Origin of the sequence: Pseudomonas sp., from assembly GCF_049590575.1 — a bacterium.
Lineage (GTDB): Bacteria > Pseudomonadota > Gammaproteobacteria > Pseudomonadales > Pseudomonadaceae > Aquipseudomonas.
The window spans coordinates 1-16212 of the sequence record NZ_JBAWDE010000003.1; the positions used below are offsets into that span (position 1 = coordinate 1).

Genomic DNA, 16212 nt, shown 5'->3' on the forward strand with positions numbered 1-16212 from the left:
CCTGCGCCGCCCAGGGCTGCGCCGATGGCCGAACCGGTGTTACCGCCGATCTGCTGGCCCACAACTGAACCGAGTACCCCGCCCAATGCGCCGCCCACACCGGCTTCGGTGGTGCCACCGGCCATGGCTGCGCCACTGACCAGGCCAAGGGACAACAAGAGAATCGAGGAGAACTTCATAGAGAGACCTCAAGAGGATGACGGCGCGATCCTGAGGTTGTATCGGGGGGCTGACAATCGAAAACCGACCAGTGGTACAGGTTGTATACAATTTGCTAAGTTGCTGTTTTGTATGGGGAACTTAAGTGATTTTTACGAGTCTTTAACTACTTCGGAACGGCCGCTTTTATGCAAAAGCGGCCTTTTTTGTGCCTGAAGATTTTATGCCGAGCGCGCCATAATGAGGCCGCTGTCACTCGCCGCTTCCAGGCGAATCGCCACGAACTTCGAGGTTGGCGTGTGGCTGCCATCCCCGGTGCTCTCCAGCGGCACCAGCGGGTTCACTTCCGGGTAGTAAGCGGCGGCCTGCCCTGCTGGAATATCAAACGCCAGCAAGGTAAAGCCCTTCACGCGGCGTTCACGCCCGTCTTCCCACAGCGACACGATGTCGGCCTTTTGCCCTGGCTTGAAGCCCAGGCGAATGATGTCGGCTTCGTTGACGAACAGCACGTCACGTTGGCCTTTGACCCCGCGATAACGGTCGTCCAGGCCATAAATAGTGGTGTTGTACTGATCGTGGGAGCGCATCGACTGCATGATCAGGTCCGGCACGCGCCCGGTGGCGTGGGTGCGTTCGTGGATCAGGTCCTTGGGCAGGATATTCGGGCGGAAGTTGGCGCGGCCCGACGGCGTATTCCAGCGGCGCGCACCGGCGGAGTTGCCCAGGTAGAAACCACCGGGGTGCTTGAGGCGCTCGTTGAAATCCTTGAAACCTGGGATGGTGTCGGCGATCAGGTCGCGAATGCGGCTGTAGTCAGCCACCAGCCAGTTCCAGTCCACCGGTTTGCTGCCCAGGGTTGCGGCCGCGATACCTGCGAGAATCGCCGGTTCGGATTTCATCAGCTTCGACAGTGGCTGCAGCTGGCCGTTGGAGTCGTGGACCATGCTGAACGAGTCTTCCACCGTCACCGCTTGCGGGCCTTCGGCCTGGATGTCGATGTCGGTACGGCCCAGGCACGGCAGGATCAGCGCGTCTTTACCGTGGGTCAGGTGGCTGCGGTTGAGCTTGGTGCTGATCTGTACGGTCAGGTCGCAATTGCGCAGTGCTTCGAAGGTGCGCGGGCTGTCCGGGGTGGCTTGGGCGAAGTTGCCGCCCAGGCCGATAAACACCTTGGAGCGGCCTTCGAGCATGGCGTGAATCGCTTCCACCACGTTGTGCCCGTTGGTGCGCGGCACCTGGAACTGGAAGCGGCGCTCCAGGGCGTCAAGGAACGCTACTGGTGGGCGTTCGTTGATGCCCATGGTGCGGTCGCCCTGCACGTTGCTGTGGCCACGTACCGGGCACAGGCCGGCGCCTGGGCGGCCGATGTTGCCGCGCAGCAGCATCAGGTTGGCGATTTCCTGGATGGTCGGCACCGAGTGACGGTGTTGGGTGATGCCCATCGCCCAGCACATGATCACGTTCTTGCCTTTGGCGTACATGCGCGCCGCTTGCTCGATCTCGACCAGGCTCAGGCCCGACTGCGCGACGATTTCATCCCAGGACGTGTCGTCAATCTGGCCCAAGTAGTCCAGCACATTGGCCGTGTGTTCGTTGAGGAAGTCGTGGTCGAACACGGCTTCCTTGCCTTCGGCCTGGGCCTGGCGCTCCCACAACAACAGGAACTTGGCCATGCCGCGCAGGATGGCCATGTCGCCACCCAGCGCCGGGCGGAAGTACGCGGTGTTGGTCGGCTTGTCGCCGTTGGTGAGCATTTCCAGCGGGTGTTGCGGGTGCTGGAAGCGTTCCAGGCCGCGCTCTTTGAGTGGGTTGATGCACACCACCTGAGCACCGCGCTTGACCGCTTCACGCAGCGGTTCGAGCATGCGCGGGTGGTTGGTGCCGGGGTTCTGGCCCCAGACGAAAATCGCGTCGGCATGCTCGAAGTCATCAAAGGTCACGGTGCCTTTGCCGACGCCCACGCTTTGCGCCAGGGCTACGCCGCTGGCCTCATGGCACATGTTCGAGCAATCCGGGAAGTTGTTGGTGCCGTAGGCGCGCACAAACAGCTGGTACAGATAAGCCGCTTCGTTGCTGGCGCGGCCCGAAGTGTAGAACTCGGCCATGTCCGGGCTGGGCAATGCATTGAGGTGCTTGCCGATCAGCGCGAACGCCGCTTCCCAGCTGATGGGCTTGTAGCGATCGGTTTCGGCGTCATAGCTGACCGGTTCGGTCAGGCGGCCCTGGTATTCCAGCCAATAGTCGCTCTGCTCCAGCAATGCAGTGACGCTGTGCTTGGCGAAAAATGCCGCATCGACACGGCGCTTGGTGGCTTCCCAGTTCACTGCCTTGGCGCCGTTTTCGCAGAACTTGACCATGCCGCTTTCCGGCGAGTCACCCCAGGCGCAACCCGGGCAGTCGAAGCCGCCGTTCTGGTTGGTCTTGAGCATCATGCGGATATTTTTCAGCGCGTTGTCGCTGGTCAGCCATGCCTGCGCCACGCTGATCAGCGCGCCCCAGCCGCCCGCCGGGCCTTTATAAGGCTTGTAGCGCGGGGTTGGGGTTTGGTCGGCTTGGTGGTGATTGCTCATGGCTGGTACTCCATCGCAGGGCTGTAGACCCGCGGCGCGCTTTTCTGCGGCAGGTGGATAAGATTGAGGTTATGCCGGCGCGCCCATTGCAGCGCCAAACCGGTGGGTGACGACAGGCTGACCAGGGTCTGGATGCCGGCACGCAGGACTTTTTGAATCAATTCGAGGCTGCAACGGCTGGTGACGATCGCCAGGCCGCCGTCAGTCGGGATGTTTTGGCGGATCAACGCGCCGATCAACTTGTCGAGCGCGTTGTGCCGGCCAATGTCTTCGCGGCCCAGCAACAGTTCGCCATCTTTATTCATGAACACCGCCGCATGCACTGCGCCGCTGTGCTGGCCCAAGGGCTGAAACGCGCTGATGCGCTGGCGCAGGCCATCGAGCCATTCAGCCGGCGGCAACGGCGCGCCGGGCAGCACTTGAAGGTCCGGCAAGGCCTGCTCCACCGCTTCCACGCCACACAGGCCGCAGCCACTGGTGCCTGCCAATTGGCGGCGCTGCTGCTTGAGGTTCCAGAAGGCGCGGCTGGAGATCTGCACCTGGGCATAGTGGGTAGAACCCGAACCGCTGAGCTTCAGGTCATAAATGTCGCTAACGTCGGTGATAATGCCGCTGCCGATGCTGAAGCCGACGATAAAGTCTTCAAGGTCCGTCGGCGTCACCAACATGACGGCCTGGCTGATGTCGTTGTAGGCAATCGCCAACGCCACTTCCTCCGCCAATGCTGTGCTGGCGACTTCCGTGTGTTCGAGATTACAAAACTGGTAGCTCTGGCTGGCAACGGGCGCGGTCGTTTCAGAGGCGGGCGCCGCGCAGGCTGGGCGCTTGGCGTTCATGAGGCAGTACCACCGACGGATTGATCAGTGATTAGACTAGGCGCGACAAAGCGTCGCGTCTAATTGTCAGTACTGATCTGCCGATAGATGACGTCGATCAAGACGCTTTTTGCGATTTCTGAAACAGCGCGAAACACGCTTCTGCGAGTGCCGACCGTGGAGCGCTGCGCCGCATGATCAGCCCCAGGCGCGCCAAGGTGTGGGCGTCTTCAATGGGTTGCAGACGCAAATGCTCGGTCAGCGCATCGAGGCCACCATCCAGCGGCATCACCGCGCAACACAATCCGCCATGCACAGCTTGTAACAACTGATGCACCGCATCCGTCTGCAACAGTGGCTGCGGGTTCAGGCCGCGGCTGTGGAAGTTATGGTCGATGGACTGGCGAAAGTGCATGCCACTGGTGAGCATGCCCAGTGGCAGTTCGGTCAGCGCCTCCCAGCTCAACGGCGTGTCGCCGAAGCTGAAATAACGCTGGTCGTAGAGCAGACCCATGCGGGTTTCGCCGAGGGCGAGGGAGTCAAAACGTTCGTTATCCAGCCGCTCGAGGTACGACACGCCGAGGTCAAGGCGATTGCTCGCCAGCTGTTCGAGGATTTGTTCGGAGCTGAGCGCCGACAGCTCAAACCGCAGGCTTGGGTGCTCTTTGTGTAATTGCTGCATCAACGCCAATGGATCGAAGCTCGACAGCGGCACCACCCCCAGGCGCAATGTACCCACAAGGTTGCCGCGACAGGCAGCGGCTTCGGCCTGTAGACCGTCGTACGCCGCGAGCACCGTGCGTGCCCAGGCCAGTACCCGTTCGCCGGGCGCTGTGAAGCCTTCGAAGCGCTGGCCGCGATTTACCAGGGGCAGGTCCAACTCTTCTTCCAGGCTACGCAGGCGCATCGACAGGGTCGGCTGGGTGATGTGGCAACGCGCCGCCGCCTGGCCGAAGTGACGCGTCTCGTCGAGGGCGATGAGGAATTTCAGCTGTTTGATGTCCATCTTCGCTCCAGGGCTTATTCCAATGGCGGGGGGATTCTAGCGCGTTTGGGTCTGTGGTCAGGTCGGAACCCAGGTCGGCAGGACTGGTCTAGTCTTGAGCATCTGGACATCCACTACCAAGGAGAGCGCACCATGAGTATTTTTAGCTTTGTTAAGGAAGCCGGCGAGAAGTTGATCGACCTGCTGACGCCGGGGAATGCGAACGCGAGTGAAGAGCTGAAAAAACATATCGAAAAAGTCGGACTGGGCAATCCAGACGTTCACGCCACCGTCGAGGGTGACAAGGTCACCCTTACGGGGACAGTCGCCAGTCAGGAAGAGAAAGAGAAAATCCTTTTGGCGGTCGGCAACATTGAAGGTGTTGCGAGCGTTGATGACCAGATCACTGTATCCGGCCCGGTAGTTGCCGCCGCCCGTTTCGTGGTGGTCAAAAAGGGCGACACGCTCAGCGCTATTTCCCTGGCGGTGTATGGCAATGCCAACCAGTACAACAAGATCTTTGAGGCGAATAAGCCGCAGCTCAAGGATGTGAACAAAATTTATCCAGGCCAGACACTGCGTATTCCTGAGTAATACCTGGGCCGAAAGGCGGGAGGGAGCAGGCTCCCTCCCGCCTTTTATTCGAGTCCGACAATGAGATCCCGATAATCCCCCACCGCCGCAAACTCACCCGTGTCCTTGGGGCCCTTCTTACTGTCCGGCTCTTTCACCGCCAGCAAATGCCCCACGCCAAATTCGCGGGCACTGCGCAGGATCGGCAAGGTGTCGTCGATAAACAGGCTGCGGGCCGGGTCGAAGGCGATATCGGCTTGCAAGGCATCCCAGAACTGTGGGTTTTCCTTGGCGAAGCCGTAGTCGTGGGAACTGATCAATCGCTCGAAATACGGCGCCAGTTCAATGCGTTCCAACTTCAACGACAGCGAATCGCGATGCGCATTGGTGATCAGTATCACCCGCTTGCCGGCCTGTTTGATCGCCGCCAGGAAGGTATCGGCATCCGGGCGCAGGGCGATCAGGTGGGCGGTTTCGAGCTTGAGCTCGCGCACCGGAATCTTCAGCTCGGTGCTCCAGAAATCCAGGCAATACCACTGTAATTGCCCTGCATTACGCTCGAACAGCGGCTGCAATTCCATCTCGGCCATCGCGCGGCTGACCCCGTGCAGCTCGGCATAGCGCTGCGGCAGGTGTTCCATCCAGAAATGGTTGTCGAAGTGCAGGTCAAGCAGGGTGCCGTCCATGTCCAGCAGGACGGTGTCGATGGCGTGCCAGGGCAACGAGGGCATTGGGGCGGTCTCATGTAAGTAAAGATATCCGACACAGACAATCGGAAAAGCCACGGTATAGTAACCCGATCACGCCAAGGAGCCGTTTATGCGCCAGAAACCCACCGTCCTCGCCCGCGAAATAGTCGCCAGTAGCCGTTTGTTCCGCGTGGAGGAAGTGCAATTGCGCTTTTCCAATGGCGTAGAACGGACCTACGAGCGCCTGGTAGGCCGCGGTGCCGGCTACGGCGCGGTGATGATCGTGGCGATGATCGACGAAGATCACGCGTTGCTGGTGGAAGAATACTGCGGCGGTACCGACGAATATGAAGTGTCCTTGCCCAAAGGCTTGATCGAGCCCGGAGAGGATGTACTGGCCGCGGCGAACCGCGAGCTCAAGGAAGAAGCAGGCTACGGCGCACGCCAGCTGGAGCACCTCACCGAGTTGTCGCTGTCTCCCGGTTACATGAGCCAGAAAATCCAGGTGGTGCTGGCTACCGATCTGTATGAAGAGCGCCTGGAAGGCGATGAGCCCGAACCTATGCGTGTGGACCGGGTCAACTTGCGTGAGTTGTCGCAACTGGCGCAAAACGAGCAATTCAGCGAAGGCCGCGCCCTGGCCGCGCTGTACCTGGTGCGAGATTTGTTGATTCAGCGTGGAGCGTTTACTGCATGAGCGAACTGTTTTTAGGCCACCCGTTTATCGCCCCAGTCATTGAGCTGGCTCGCCAGGCGGGTGAGGTGATCCTGCCGTATTGGCGAGCGGATGTGGCGGTGACGTCCAAGGCTGATGATTCGCCGGTTACGGCGGCGGACCTGGCTGCTCACCACTTGATTCTCGCCGGCCTGACCGCGCTGGACCCGAGCATTCCAGTGTTGTCCGAAGAAGACGCCGATATCGACCAGAGTGTGCGCGCCGGTTGGCAGCGCTGGTGGCTGGTGGACCCGCTGGACGGCACCAAGGAATTTATTGCCGGCAGTGAAGAATTTACCGTCAACGTGGCCTTGATCGAACAGGGCCGCGTGGTGTTTGGCGTGGTGTCCATGCCCACCAGCGGCCGTTGCTACTTTGGCGGCGCCGGCCTTGGCGCATGGCGTTCGGACGTGAACGAAGCGCCCAAGCAGATCCAGGTGCGCGAGGCGCCAGCGCTGGGTGAGTCGTTTACCGTCGTGGCGAGCCGGCGGCATAGCAGCCCTGAGCAGGAGCGTTTGCTGGACGGTTTGAGCGAGGGCTTGGGCGCATTGAAGCTGGCGAACATCGGCAGTTCGTTGAAATTCTGCCTGTTGGCCGAGGGCAGTGCGGATTGTTACCCACGCTTGGCGCCGACGTCGCAATGGGACACCGCCGCAGCTCAGGGTGTGCTGGAGGGCGCGGGTGGCGAAGTGTTGGAGTTGAGTGGCGAACCGTTCAGCTATCCGGCGCGGGAATCGCTGTTGAATCCATTTTTCCTGGCGCTGCCGGCCAAGGCTGCGTGGCGTGAACGTTTGCTGACGTTAGCCAGATCCTAAGGCTTCAGCAGATTCAAATGTGGGAGGGGGCTTGCCCCCCCCTCCCACATTTGTCTTGTGTTGTAACGGCTAGCGGTGCAGGACGTATTGCCCGGTAAACGCCACCGCCCGCTCCTCACTGCCCTCATTCACAATCCACGTCTCCAGCGCCAACCGCGCCCGCCCATAACGCTTGTATGTAGCTAAAAAGCGCTTCCAGACTTTTTCATCCGGCGCCGGACACACCGCCGTCGCATCCCGTGTCACCGGCAGCGGATAACTGATCTGCCCTTCCTGAATCACGATATGCCCGTCCTCGATCCCTTCCTCGCGCAGCCGCAAATGCAGCCAACCCCAGCCCGCCAGCACCGCGCCGCAGTAGAGGCTGCCGCCAAACATGGTGCTCTTGTGGTTGATATTGGCTTGCAGCGGCAAGTGCAGCTGCAGTTGGCCGTGTTGCCAGCCGAGCACCTTGAGGCCCATTTCCCGGGTGAGGGGGATGTCGAGGTGCAGGATGGATTCCAGGTAACGGCTGTCGCGGCTCATGGCGGCCTCTTGGTGGATGGGCGGGGTCATTCGTCGTCGGTGCTGTGGTTGCCGCTGTCGGCGAAGTTCAGGCCGTGCTTGCGCAGCTTGTCGTGCAGGGTCTTGCGCGGTACGCCCAGGGCTTCAGCCAGGCTGCGCACCGAGCTGTGGGGGCGGGTGAGTTCGGCGGCGATCAGGCTTTTTTCGAACTGTTCGACTTGTTCGCTCAAGCCTCCGGGGGTGGAGGTCAGCACGCCTGCGGCCGGGTTGTCCTGGGTGTTGTCCAGCGCCAGCTCCAGGCCCAGGGCAAAGCGCTCGGCGGCGTTTTGCAGCTCCCGCACATTGCCCGGCCAACTGTGGCGCAGCAGCAGCGCGCGTTGCCCCGGTTGCAGTTCGTGCAGTGGCAGGCCGTGGCGGCTGCTGGCTTCATCGGCAAAGTGCTGGAACAACATCAGCGCATCCTCGCCGCGTTCGCGCAGCGGTGGAATGCGCAGCGGCGCGACATTGAGGCGGTAATACAAGTCGGCGCGGAAGCGGCCCTGGTCGGCGGACTGGCGCAGGTCTTCCTTGGTGGCGGCGATGATGCGGATATCCAGCGGGATCAGCTGGTTACCCCCCAGGCGTTCGACCACACGCTCCTGCAACAGGCGCAGCAGCTTGACCTGTACGTCGAGGCTCATGCTTTCGATTTCATCGAGGAACAGCGTGCCGCCGTTGGCGAATTCGAACTTGCCGATACGCCGCTTCTGCGCGCCGGTAAAGGCGCCGGGTTCATGGCCGAACAGCTCGCTTTCAACCACCGACTCGGCCAGCGCGCCGGCGTTGATCGCCACGAACGGCCCGCTGCGCCGGCTCGACAGGTCATGCAGCGCACGCGCGACCACTTCTTTACCGGCGCCGGTTTCACCGAGAATCAGCACATCGGCCTTGGTCGCCGCCAATGCACCGATCTGTTCACGCAGGCGCAGCATTTGTGGCGAATGCCCGACCAGGCGCGTGCTCAGTTGTTGGCGATCACTCAGGGCCAGGCGCAGGCTGCGGTTGTCCAACACCAGGCGGCGCAAGGCCAGGGCGCGGCGCACGCTGTCGAGCAAGGCGTCGCTGGCAAAGGGTTTTTCGAGGAAGTCATAGGCGCCGGCGCGCATGGCCTGCACCGCCAGCGGCACGTCGCCGTGGCCGGTAATCAGCAGCACCGGCAGCTCCGGATCCTGGCCGTGCAGTTCGGCAAGCAACTCCAGGCCGTCCATGCCTGGCATGCGAATATCGCTGACCACCACGCCCGGCCAGTCGCGGGACAGGCGCGCGGTGAGGCCGGTGGCTTCGCCCAGGGTCAGGACTTTCAGCCCGGCCAGGTCCAGGGTCTGGCACAGGGCCTGACGCAGGTGTGGATCGTCGTCGATCAACACCACCTGAATCTGGTTATCGATACTCATACACTGCGGTCCTCGGACGGTTGCAGACTGACGCCCGGCGAGCCGGCGCGCAATTTCAAGGTTAACAGCGCGCCGCCTTCCTTGTGGTTGGCGAACAGCAGTTCGCCGCCAAAGGCACGCATCAGGGTGTCACAAATCGCCAGGCCCAACCCCAGGCCCTGGGTGCGGGTCTTGGTGGTGTAGAACGGCTCGCTGGCGCGGCCCAGGGCCTCCATGCAAAACCCCGGGCCGTTGTCGCGAATGTACAGGTTGACGCCCTGATCGGTAGTTTGGGCACTCAGCCAGAGTTTGCGCGGCGGGCCTTTCTCGGTCAGTGCATCAAGGGCGTTGGCCAGCAGGTTGCCCAGCACCTGGCGCAGGCGGGTTTCGCCAGCCTGGACCCACAGGGTTGCTTCGGGCAAGTCACGGATCAGCTCGACCTCCATCGAGCGCCGCCGCTTGGCCAACAAGGCCAGCGCATCATCCAGCGCCGGTTGCAGGGCCACGCTTTCCGGGGCATGGCGGTCGCGGCGGGCGAAGGCGCGCAAGTGCGCGATGATCGAGGCCATGCGCCCGGTCAATTCGCTGATCAGCTTGAGATTGCCCCGCGCATCGCCGGTGCGTTCGTGGTCGAGCAGGATCTCGGCGTTTTCCGCATAGCTGCGAATCGCAGCCAGGGGCTGGTTGAGTTCGTGGCTGATACTCGCCGACATGGTGCCCAGCGCCGACAGCTTGCCGGCTTGCACCAGGTCGTCCTGGGCGCGCACCAGCTCCTGCTGGGCGTGTTCGCGTTCCAGTACTTCCTGTTTGAGGCGGCGGTTGAGGCCTTCCAGGTCGCTGGTCCGCTCGACCACGCGCATTTCCAGCTCGCGGCGTGCCTTGGCTTCAAAGGCGATGCGCTCCAGATAATGTCGACGGCGTTGCATCATCAACCCCAGCAACAGCATCAACACCAGCAACGTCGCGCCGCCGACGGCGACCACCGTGCGTACCGGGCGGTTGATCAGCGAGCGTGGCGCGAGGATTTCCACGTTCCAGCCGGTCTCGGCGATGGCGGTGGACTGGCGCAGCCACGCCGTGGGGCTCAGGGCCAGCGGCTGTGGATCGCGCGTCGGGTAGGGTTGGATCGCAATGATCGCCTGGCGTTCTTCGGCGGTCAGCGGCCGCGTGGCGCGGAAGCGCCATTGCGGGCGCGACGTCAGGATCACCACGCCATTGTGGTCGGTCACCAGCAGTTGTTCCGGGGTATTGCCCCACAGGCTTTCGGTGTGGTCCAGGTCAACCTTGACCACCAGTACGCCGATGATTTTATCGCCATCACGCACGGCGGCAGCGAAGAAGTAGCCGCGCTTGGCCGAGGTGGTGCCCAGGCCGAAGAACCGCCCCAGGCGGCCGGCCATGGCCTCGCTAAAATACGGGCGGAACGAGAAATTGCGGCCGACAAAGCTGTCCTGTTTGTCCCAATTGGAGGCGGCGAGGGTCTTGCCGGTGGTGTCCATCAGGTACATCACTTCCACCCCGGCCTGGGCGGCGACGTCCTTGAGCAGCAGGTTGGCGTTGGTCAGATTGGTGCTGACCTGGGGCGCATCCAGGGCGGTACGCAGGGCCGGCAAGTCGCCGAGGATCTGCGGCAACACCTCATAGCGGTGCAGCGTGCCCAGCAGGTTGGCGACGTACAGGTCGAGGGTCTGGCGGTTCTGCCCGGCCAGCTCGCTGCGGTAATAGCGCTCGGCCAGGTGCTCCAGCGGCCACAGCAGCGGTGCCAGGCACAACGCCAACAGGGCGAGGCTGCGCCAGCGGGGTCTTCGCGGAAGGGGAGGAGTCATGGGAGTCGGGCGCCTGTGGGTACAGGCGCATTATGCCTAGTGCTGCTTCGCAAGACACTCGCGCAATGCGTCTGGCCACTGCGGCAGGCTGACCTGCCACTGTTGCTGCAGGCGGCTGCAGTCCAGGCGTGAGTTCAGCGGGCGCTTGGCCGGCGTCGGGTAAGCGCTGGAAGGGATCGCCTCCAGCTCGGCGCAGGGTTTGCCTTGAGCGCGCAGATGCCCGGCGATCGCCTCGGCAAAGCCGAACCATGAGGTTTGCCCTTGGGCGGTCAGGTGATAGACACCCCATGCCCCGGCCTTGCCCGCATGCCAACGTTCGATCAAGGCGCGCGTGATGCTCGCGAGGGTCCCGGCCCAGGTCGGCGCACCGATCTGGTCGGCGACGATGCGCATCTGCGGCTTTTCTTGCAGCAGGCGCTGCATGGTCAGCAGGAAATTCTTGCCGTGGCTGGAGTAGACCCAGCTGGTGCGCAGGATCAGATATTCGCCGCCGACGGCCGCAATCGCCTCCTCACCGGCCAGCTTGCTTTGGCCATAGACGCCCAACGGGTTCGGCGTGTCGGCTTCGGTGTAGGGCGCGGGTTTGTTGCCGTCGAACACGTAGTCGGTGGAGTAGTGGATCAGCGGAATGCCCAGGGCTTTGGCTTCCTCCGCGAGGATGCCGGGAGCGATGGCGTTGATGGCGAAGGCCGCGTCCGGTTCGCTTTCGGCCTGGTCGACGGCGGTGTGGGCCGCAGCGTTGATGATCAGGTCGGGGCGATGGGCACGGACTTGTTGGCGGATCTGGTCCGGGTTGGCCAGGTCGAGCTGGTCGCGGCCGAGTACGATGAGCTGGCCCAGCTCATGGAGCTGCTGTTGCAGCTCGCGGGCGACTTGGCCGTGTTGGCCGGTGATGAGGATTTTCATGGGAAAAGGTCGGCTTCCATCAACCGCTTGCCAGCCTGATCCTTGGTCGAAAGCTGTGGCGCCTCGTTCAGTTCCCAGTCAATGGCCAGCGTGGGATCACTCCACAGGATGCAGCGCTCGGCGTTTGGCTGGTAGTAATCGGTGGTCTTGTACAAGAACTCGGCATAGTCGCTCAGTACCACGAACCCATGCGCGAATCCTTCCGGCACCCACAGTTGGCGGTGGTTCTGGGCCGATAAACGCACGCCCGTCCACTGCCCGAAGTTCGGTGAGCTGCGGCGAATGTCTACCGCCACGTCCAAGACCTCGCCAGCCGTGACGCGCACCAGTTTGCCCTGGGTATGTTCGAGCTGATAATGCAGGCCGCGCAGCACACCTTTTTGCGAGCGTGAATGGTTGTCCTGGACGAAATTGCGCTTGAGCCCAGTGGCCTCTGCGAAGGCCCGGGCGTTGAAGCTTTCATAGAAAAAACCACGCTCATCACCGAACACTTTAGGTTCGATGATCAGCACGCCGGGCAATGCGGTTTCAATGATGTTCACTGGTTGTCTCCGGCCAGTGAGTACAGGTATTGGCCATAGCCGGTCTTGCCGAAGTACTTCGCACGTTCGAGCAATTGGTCGCGGTCGATCCAGTCATTGCCGTAGGCAATCTCTTCGAGACACGCGACTTTCAAGCCCTGGCGGCGCTCGATGGTCTGCACATACTGCGAGGCGTCCAGCAGGCTGTCGTGGGTGCCGGTATCGAGCCAGGCGAAGCCTCGACCGAAGCGTTCTACCTGCAGGTCTCCCCGGTGCAGGTAGGCGTTGTTGACGTCGGTGATTTCCAATTCGCCACGTGCGGAAGGCTTCACCGCTTTGGCGATGTTGATCACATCGTTATCGTAAAAATACAGGCCGGTGACGGCATAGCTGGATTTGGGCACTGCCGGTTTTTCTTCGATGGACAGGGCGCGGCCTTCGCTGTCGAAGTCGATCACCCCGAAACGCTCGGGGTCCTTGACCCAGTAGCCGAACACTGTCGCGCCTTTGTCGCGTTTTACCGCGGCGTGCAACTGTTCGCTGAAGCGCTGGCCGTGGAAAATGTTATCGCCCAGGATCAAGCACACCGGGTCGTTGCCAATGAACTGCTCGCCGATCAGAAAGGCTTGCGCCAGGCCGTCCGGTTTCGGCTGTTCGGCGTAGCTGAACCGCACGCCGAATTGGCTGCCGTCGCCCAGCAGGTTGCGGTATTGGGGTAGGTCCGCCGGGGTGGAGATCACCAGGATTTCCTTGATGCCCGCCAGCATCAGCACCGAGATCGGGTAATAGATCATCGGCTTGTCATACACGGGTAACAGTTGTTTGGACACGCCCAGCGTGATGGGGTGCAGACGCGTGCCGGAGCCACCGGCCAATACGATTCCTTTCATCATGCGATCAGATCCCTCATGTCGGTGTTGCCCAATCGTTGGCCCTGGTAACTGCCGTCCTGGACCCTGCGGCACCATTCCAGGTTATCGAGATACCACTGCACGGTTTTGCGCAGGCCGGTTTCAAAGGTTTCCAAGGGCACCCAGCCCAATTCGCGCTCGATCTTGCCGGCGTCGATGGCGTAGCGTTGATCGTGGCCCGGGCGATCTTTAACGAAGGTGATCAGGTCAGTGTATTGCTCCACTCCGGCCGGGTGCTGTGGGGCCAGCTCTTCCAGCAGGTTGCAGATACTGCGTACCACGTCGATATTTTTCTGCTCGTTATGCCCGCCGATATTGTAGGTCTCGCCGACCACGCCTTCGGTTACCACCTTGAGCAATGCGCGCGCATGGTCCTCAACGAACAGCCAGTCGCGAACCTGCAAACCATCACCATAGACCGGCAATGGCTTGCCCGCGAGCGCGTTAAGGATCACGAGCGGGATCAGCTTTTCGGGAAAGTGGTACGGCCCGTAGTTGTTCGAGCAATTGGTCAGCAGCACCGGCAAGCCATAGGTGCGTTGCCAGGCGCGCACCAAGTGGTCCGAGGCAGCCTTGCTGGCGGAGTAGGGTGAGCTGGGCGCGTAGGGCGTGGTTTCGGTGAACAAATCGTCCACGCCGTGCAGGTCGCCGTACACCTCGTCGGTGGAAATATGATGGAAGCGGAATGCGCTTTTGGCCGGCCCGGCGAGCGTTTGCCAGTAGCCACGAGCAGCTTCCAGCAAACTGTAGGTGCCGACGATATTGGTCTGGATAAAGTCTGATGGGCCGTCAATCGAACGGTCGACATGCGACTCGGCAGCCAGGTGCATGATCGCCTCGGGCTCGAACCGTGCGAGCACTGCGCTGACGGTGGCCTGGTCGATGATGTCGGCCTGCACGAACTCGTAGCGGCTGTTGGACGCGATGCTGGCCAGCGACTCCAGGTTGCCGGCGTAGGTGAGTTTGTCCAGGTTGAGCACTTCGTGCTCGGTATGCTGGATCAGGTGACGTACCAAAGCAGAACCGATAAAACCGGCACCACCGGTTATGAGAATGCGCATGTCGGGGCCCTTTTCCTTAAGACGTACGTTTAGCGAATGGAGCATAGCCTGTGTTGTGATGCAGGGCAGGGCGGTCTGTATCAGGGGGTTGCGTAAGCCCCCTGAACAATGGCGATATACACCCCTGAAAAAAAACCGAGGCCACCCCATGCTGCTCGCCACGCTGATCCACCGCGCCAGTCTACCTTGCCCGCAAGTCAGCCCCGATCAGGCGGCGCAATTGCTCGAGCAGCATTACGGCCTGACGGGCACTTTGCAGTCACTGGGCAGCCAGCAAGACCTCAACTACAAGGTCGACAGTGCACGCGGCCGATTTGTTCTGAAAATCTGCCGAGGCGACTATGCGGCGGTGGAACTGCAGGCCCAGCACGCGGCCCTGAATGACCTGCAGGCGCAGGCCGGCGTGCATGTGCCCAAGGTCATCCAGGCCTTGAACGGCGAAGAGCTGCTGACCCTGAGCCTCGACGGGCAAACCCTGCATGTGCGCGTGCTGGACTATATCGACGGCCAGCCGCTGACTCACCGGCCTCACCTTGGGCGCGCTGTGATCGCAGGGTTCGGCGACCTGTGCGGTCGGATGAGCCAGGCATTGGCTGCGTTTGAACATCCAGGCCTGGAGCGCACCCTGCAATGGGACCCGCGCCACGCTCGGGAATTGATCACCCATTTACTGGCCACCCTGGAAAATCTGCCGCACCGCGAAGCACTGGAGCAGGTGGCCGCAGCCGTTGAAGAGCGCGTGCTCCCCCTGGCCGATCAATTGCCGTGGCAGGCGGTGCACATGGACATCACCGATGACAATGTCGTGTGGCAGCGTGATGCCCAGCGCCACTGGCAGTTGCAAGGCGTGATTGACTTCGGCGATTTGGTACACACCTGGCGCATTGCCGACCTCTCGGTGACCTGCGCAGCCCTGCTGCACCATGCCGAGGGCGACCCTTTTGTCATCCTGCCGGCGATCCAGGCGTGTCATGCCGTCACGCCGTTACAGCACCAAGAGTTGCAGGCGCTGTGGCCGCTGATCGTCGCGCGTGCGGCGGTACTGGTATTGAGCAGCGAACAACAGCAACGCCTGGACCCGCATAACCGCTACCTGTTGAAAAATGCCGAGCACGAGTGGGAGATTTTCCACGTGGCGACCTCGGTACCATTTGAACTGATGGAAGCGGCGATCCTGAGCCGTGTCGGGCAGGTTCCGGCACCGATTGAAAGCCAAGGCTTCGCGCCTCTGTTACCGGGGTTGGTGGGGCGTGAATTTGCGTTGATCGACCTGGGCGTGCTCAGCCCGCACTTCGAGGCGGGTAACTGGGAGCAGGCAGGCATCGACCAGCGCTTGTTGCAGGATGCGGCAGCGGTGCACGGCCTGGCGGCGAGTCGTTACGGGCAATATCGCCTGTCGCGGACCCAGCCTGACAGCGCCGATGAGCCAGAGACCTTTCCACTGCACGTCGAACTGCATGTGCCCCAGGGCACCTGCGTAGAAGCACCGTTTGCAGGCATCGTGCGACTGGGCACCAACGGCGAGCTGCGGGTGCACAGCCGCGAGGCCAACGTGCGGCTATGGGGCGTCAAATCGCTGTTACAGCCTGGCGCCGCTGTGCTCAAGGGCCAAGTGATCGGCGAAGTCGCAGGTCCGTTGACCGTGCAGCTGTGCCGCACTGACCTGCCGGCGCCGCTGTTCTGCACGCCTTCCCGGGCGCACGCATGGCAGGTGCTGTGCCCTTCGCCGGCCACGCTGCTGGGGCTGGCC

At 62.0% G+C, this 16212-nt stretch carries 15 protein-coding genes; 4 read left to right on the plus strand and 11 right to left on the minus strand.

All coding sequences use genetic code 11. The features are described from left to right. Positions 1-380: 380 nt before the first annotated feature. From WBR57_RS00020 to WBR57_RS00030, 3 genes are all read right to left on the minus strand, one after another. Positions 381-2729: an FdhF/YdeP family oxidoreductase gene (locus tag WBR57_RS00020; protein WP_424080971.1), complete on the minus strand. Its 2349-nt coding sequence runs from the start codon at positions 2727-2729 to the stop codon at positions 381-383. After that, entirely contained in the window at positions 2726-3565 is an 840-nt protein-coding gene (gene fdhD / locus WBR57_RS00025; RefSeq protein ID WP_424080973.1) for a formate dehydrogenase accessory sulfurtransferase FdhD, read from the minus strand. The genes WBR57_RS00020 and fdhD overlap by 4 nt, the downstream gene beginning before the upstream one ends. A 97-nt stretch (positions 3566-3662) precedes the next feature. Continuing rightward, positions 3663-4550 (minus strand): LysR family transcriptional regulator, encoded by an 888-nt coding sequence (locus WBR57_RS00030; RefSeq protein WP_424080975.1) that lies wholly within the window; start codon positions 4548-4550, stop codon positions 3663-3665. A 132-nt stretch (positions 4551-4682) separates the two neighbouring features. On the opposite strand from WBR57_RS00030, the gene lysM reads away from it, so the two are divergent. Then, positions 4683-5123 (plus strand): peptidoglycan-binding protein LysM, encoded by a 441-nt coding sequence (gene lysM, locus WBR57_RS00035; RefSeq protein ID WP_424080977.1) that lies wholly within the window; start codon positions 4683-4685, stop codon positions 5121-5123. 44 nt (positions 5124-5167) lie between these two features. Here the strand turns inward: lysM and yrfG are convergent, their stop codons facing one another. Beyond that, positions 5168-5833 (minus strand): GMP/IMP nucleotidase, encoded by a 666-nt coding sequence (gene yrfG, locus WBR57_RS00040; protein ID WP_424080978.1) that lies wholly within the window; start codon positions 5831-5833, stop codon positions 5168-5170. An 88-nt stretch (positions 5834-5921) separates the two neighbouring features. Here yrfG and nudE point away from each other — a divergent pair, with 88 nt between their 5' ends. Further along, a complete protein-coding gene (nudE, locus tag WBR57_RS00045; protein WP_122537935.1) occupies positions 5922-6488 on the plus strand; it encodes an ADP compounds hydrolase NudE in 567 nt (188 codons plus the stop codon). Next, positions 6485-7321 (plus strand): 3'(2'),5'-bisphosphate nucleotidase CysQ, encoded by an 837-nt coding sequence (gene cysQ, locus WBR57_RS00050; RefSeq protein ID WP_424080980.1) that lies wholly within the window; start codon positions 6485-6487, stop codon positions 7319-7321. Before nudE ends, cysQ begins: the two co-directional genes overlap by 4 nt. A 69-nt stretch (positions 7322-7390) precedes the next feature. Here cysQ and WBR57_RS00055 read toward each other — a convergent pair whose 3' ends face one another. Genes WBR57_RS00055 through rfbB form a run of 7 tightly spaced genes read right to left on the minus strand, consistent with a single transcriptional unit; the run spans position 7391 to position 14462 of the window. Beyond that, positions 7391-7846: a YiiD C-terminal domain-containing protein gene (locus tag WBR57_RS00055; RefSeq protein WP_424080982.1), complete on the minus strand. Its 456-nt coding sequence runs from the start codon at positions 7844-7846 to the stop codon at positions 7391-7393. Between the two features lie 26 nt (positions 7847-7872). Continuing rightward, positions 7873-9258, minus strand: a complete 1386-nt coding sequence (locus WBR57_RS00060; RefSeq protein WP_424080984.1) for a sigma-54-dependent transcriptional regulator — start codon at positions 9256-9258, stop codon at positions 7873-7875. Next, the gene (locus WBR57_RS00065; protein WP_424080986.1) at positions 9255-11063 is read right to left on the minus strand and encodes a sensor histidine kinase; all 1809 of its coding nucleotides are present in this window, start codon (positions 11061-11063) and stop codon (positions 9255-9257) included. The genes WBR57_RS00060 and WBR57_RS00065 overlap by 4 nt, the downstream gene beginning before the upstream one ends. A gap of 36 nt (positions 11064-11099) precedes the next feature. Continuing rightward, positions 11100-11969 (minus strand): dTDP-4-dehydrorhamnose reductase, encoded by an 870-nt coding sequence (gene rfbD, locus WBR57_RS00070; protein WP_424080988.1) that lies wholly within the window; start codon positions 11967-11969, stop codon positions 11100-11102. Continuing rightward, positions 11966-12511 (minus strand): dTDP-4-dehydrorhamnose 3,5-epimerase, encoded by a 546-nt coding sequence (gene rfbC, locus WBR57_RS00075; RefSeq protein WP_424080990.1) that lies wholly within the window; start codon positions 12509-12511, stop codon positions 11966-11968. Before rfbC ends, rfbD begins: the two co-directional genes overlap by 4 nt. Further along, positions 12508-13383: a glucose-1-phosphate thymidylyltransferase RfbA gene (rfbA, locus tag WBR57_RS00080; protein WP_424080992.1), complete on the minus strand. Its 876-nt coding sequence runs from the start codon at positions 13381-13383 to the stop codon at positions 12508-12510. Before rfbA ends, rfbC begins: the two co-directional genes overlap by 4 nt. Next, entirely contained in the window at positions 13380-14462 is a 1083-nt protein-coding gene (gene rfbB / locus WBR57_RS00085) for a dTDP-glucose 4,6-dehydratase (RefSeq protein ID WP_424080994.1), read from the minus strand. Before rfbB ends, rfbA begins: the two co-directional genes overlap by 4 nt. Before the next feature lie 148 nt (positions 14463-14610). On the opposite strand from rfbB, the gene WBR57_RS00090 reads away from it, so the two are divergent. After that, positions 14611-16212: phosphotransferase (locus tag WBR57_RS00090; protein ID WP_424080996.1), on the plus strand; the 1602-nt coding region annotated here is incomplete at its 3' end.

Bases quoted from the DNA above. Each gene is read 5' to 3' on its own strand.
- WBR57_RS00030 (WP_424080975.1), bottom strand. From the start codon at position 4,550: ATGGACATCAAACAGCTGAAATTCCTCATCGCCCTCGACGAGACGCGT.
- nudE (WP_122537935.1), top strand. From the start codon at position 5,922: ATGCGCCAGAAACCCACCGTCCTCGCCCGCGAAATAGTCGCCAGTAGC.
- yrfG (WP_424080978.1), bottom strand. From the start codon at position 5,833: ATGCCCTCGTTGCCCTGGCACGCCATCGACACCGTCCTGCTGGACATG.
- lysM (WP_424080977.1), top strand. From the start codon at position 4,683: ATGAGTATTTTTAGCTTTGTTAAGGAAGCCGGCGAGAAGTTGATCGAC.
- WBR57_RS00020 (WP_424080971.1), bottom strand. From the start codon at position 2,729: ATGAGCAATCACCACCAAGCCGACCAAACCCCAACCCCGCGCTACAAG.
- WBR57_RS00055 (WP_424080982.1), bottom strand. From the start codon at position 7,846: ATGAGCCGCGACAGCCGTTACCTGGAATCCATCCTGCACCTCGACATC.
- WBR57_RS00065 (WP_424080986.1), bottom strand. From the start codon at position 11,063: ATGACTCCTCCCCTTCCGCGAAGACCCCGCTGGCGCAGCCTCGCCCTG.
- WBR57_RS00060 (WP_424080984.1), bottom strand. From the start codon at position 9,258: ATGAGTATCGATAACCAGATTCAGGTGGTGTTGATCGACGACGATCCA.
- fdhD (WP_424080973.1), bottom strand. From the start codon at position 3,565: ATGAACGCCAAGCGCCCAGCCTGCGCGGCGCCCGCCTCTGAAACGACC.
- rfbA (WP_424080992.1), bottom strand. From the start codon at position 13,383: ATGATGAAAGGAATCGTATTGGCCGGTGGCTCCGGCACGCGTCTGCAC.
- cysQ (WP_424080980.1), top strand. From the start codon at position 6,485: ATGAGCGAACTGTTTTTAGGCCACCCGTTTATCGCCCCAGTCATTGAG.
- rfbB (WP_424080994.1), bottom strand. From the start codon at position 14,462: ATGCGCATTCTCATAACCGGTGGTGCCGGTTTTATCGGTTCTGCTTTG.
- rfbD (WP_424080988.1), bottom strand. From the start codon at position 11,969: ATGAAAATCCTCATCACCGGCCAACACGGCCAAGTCGCCCGCGAGCTG.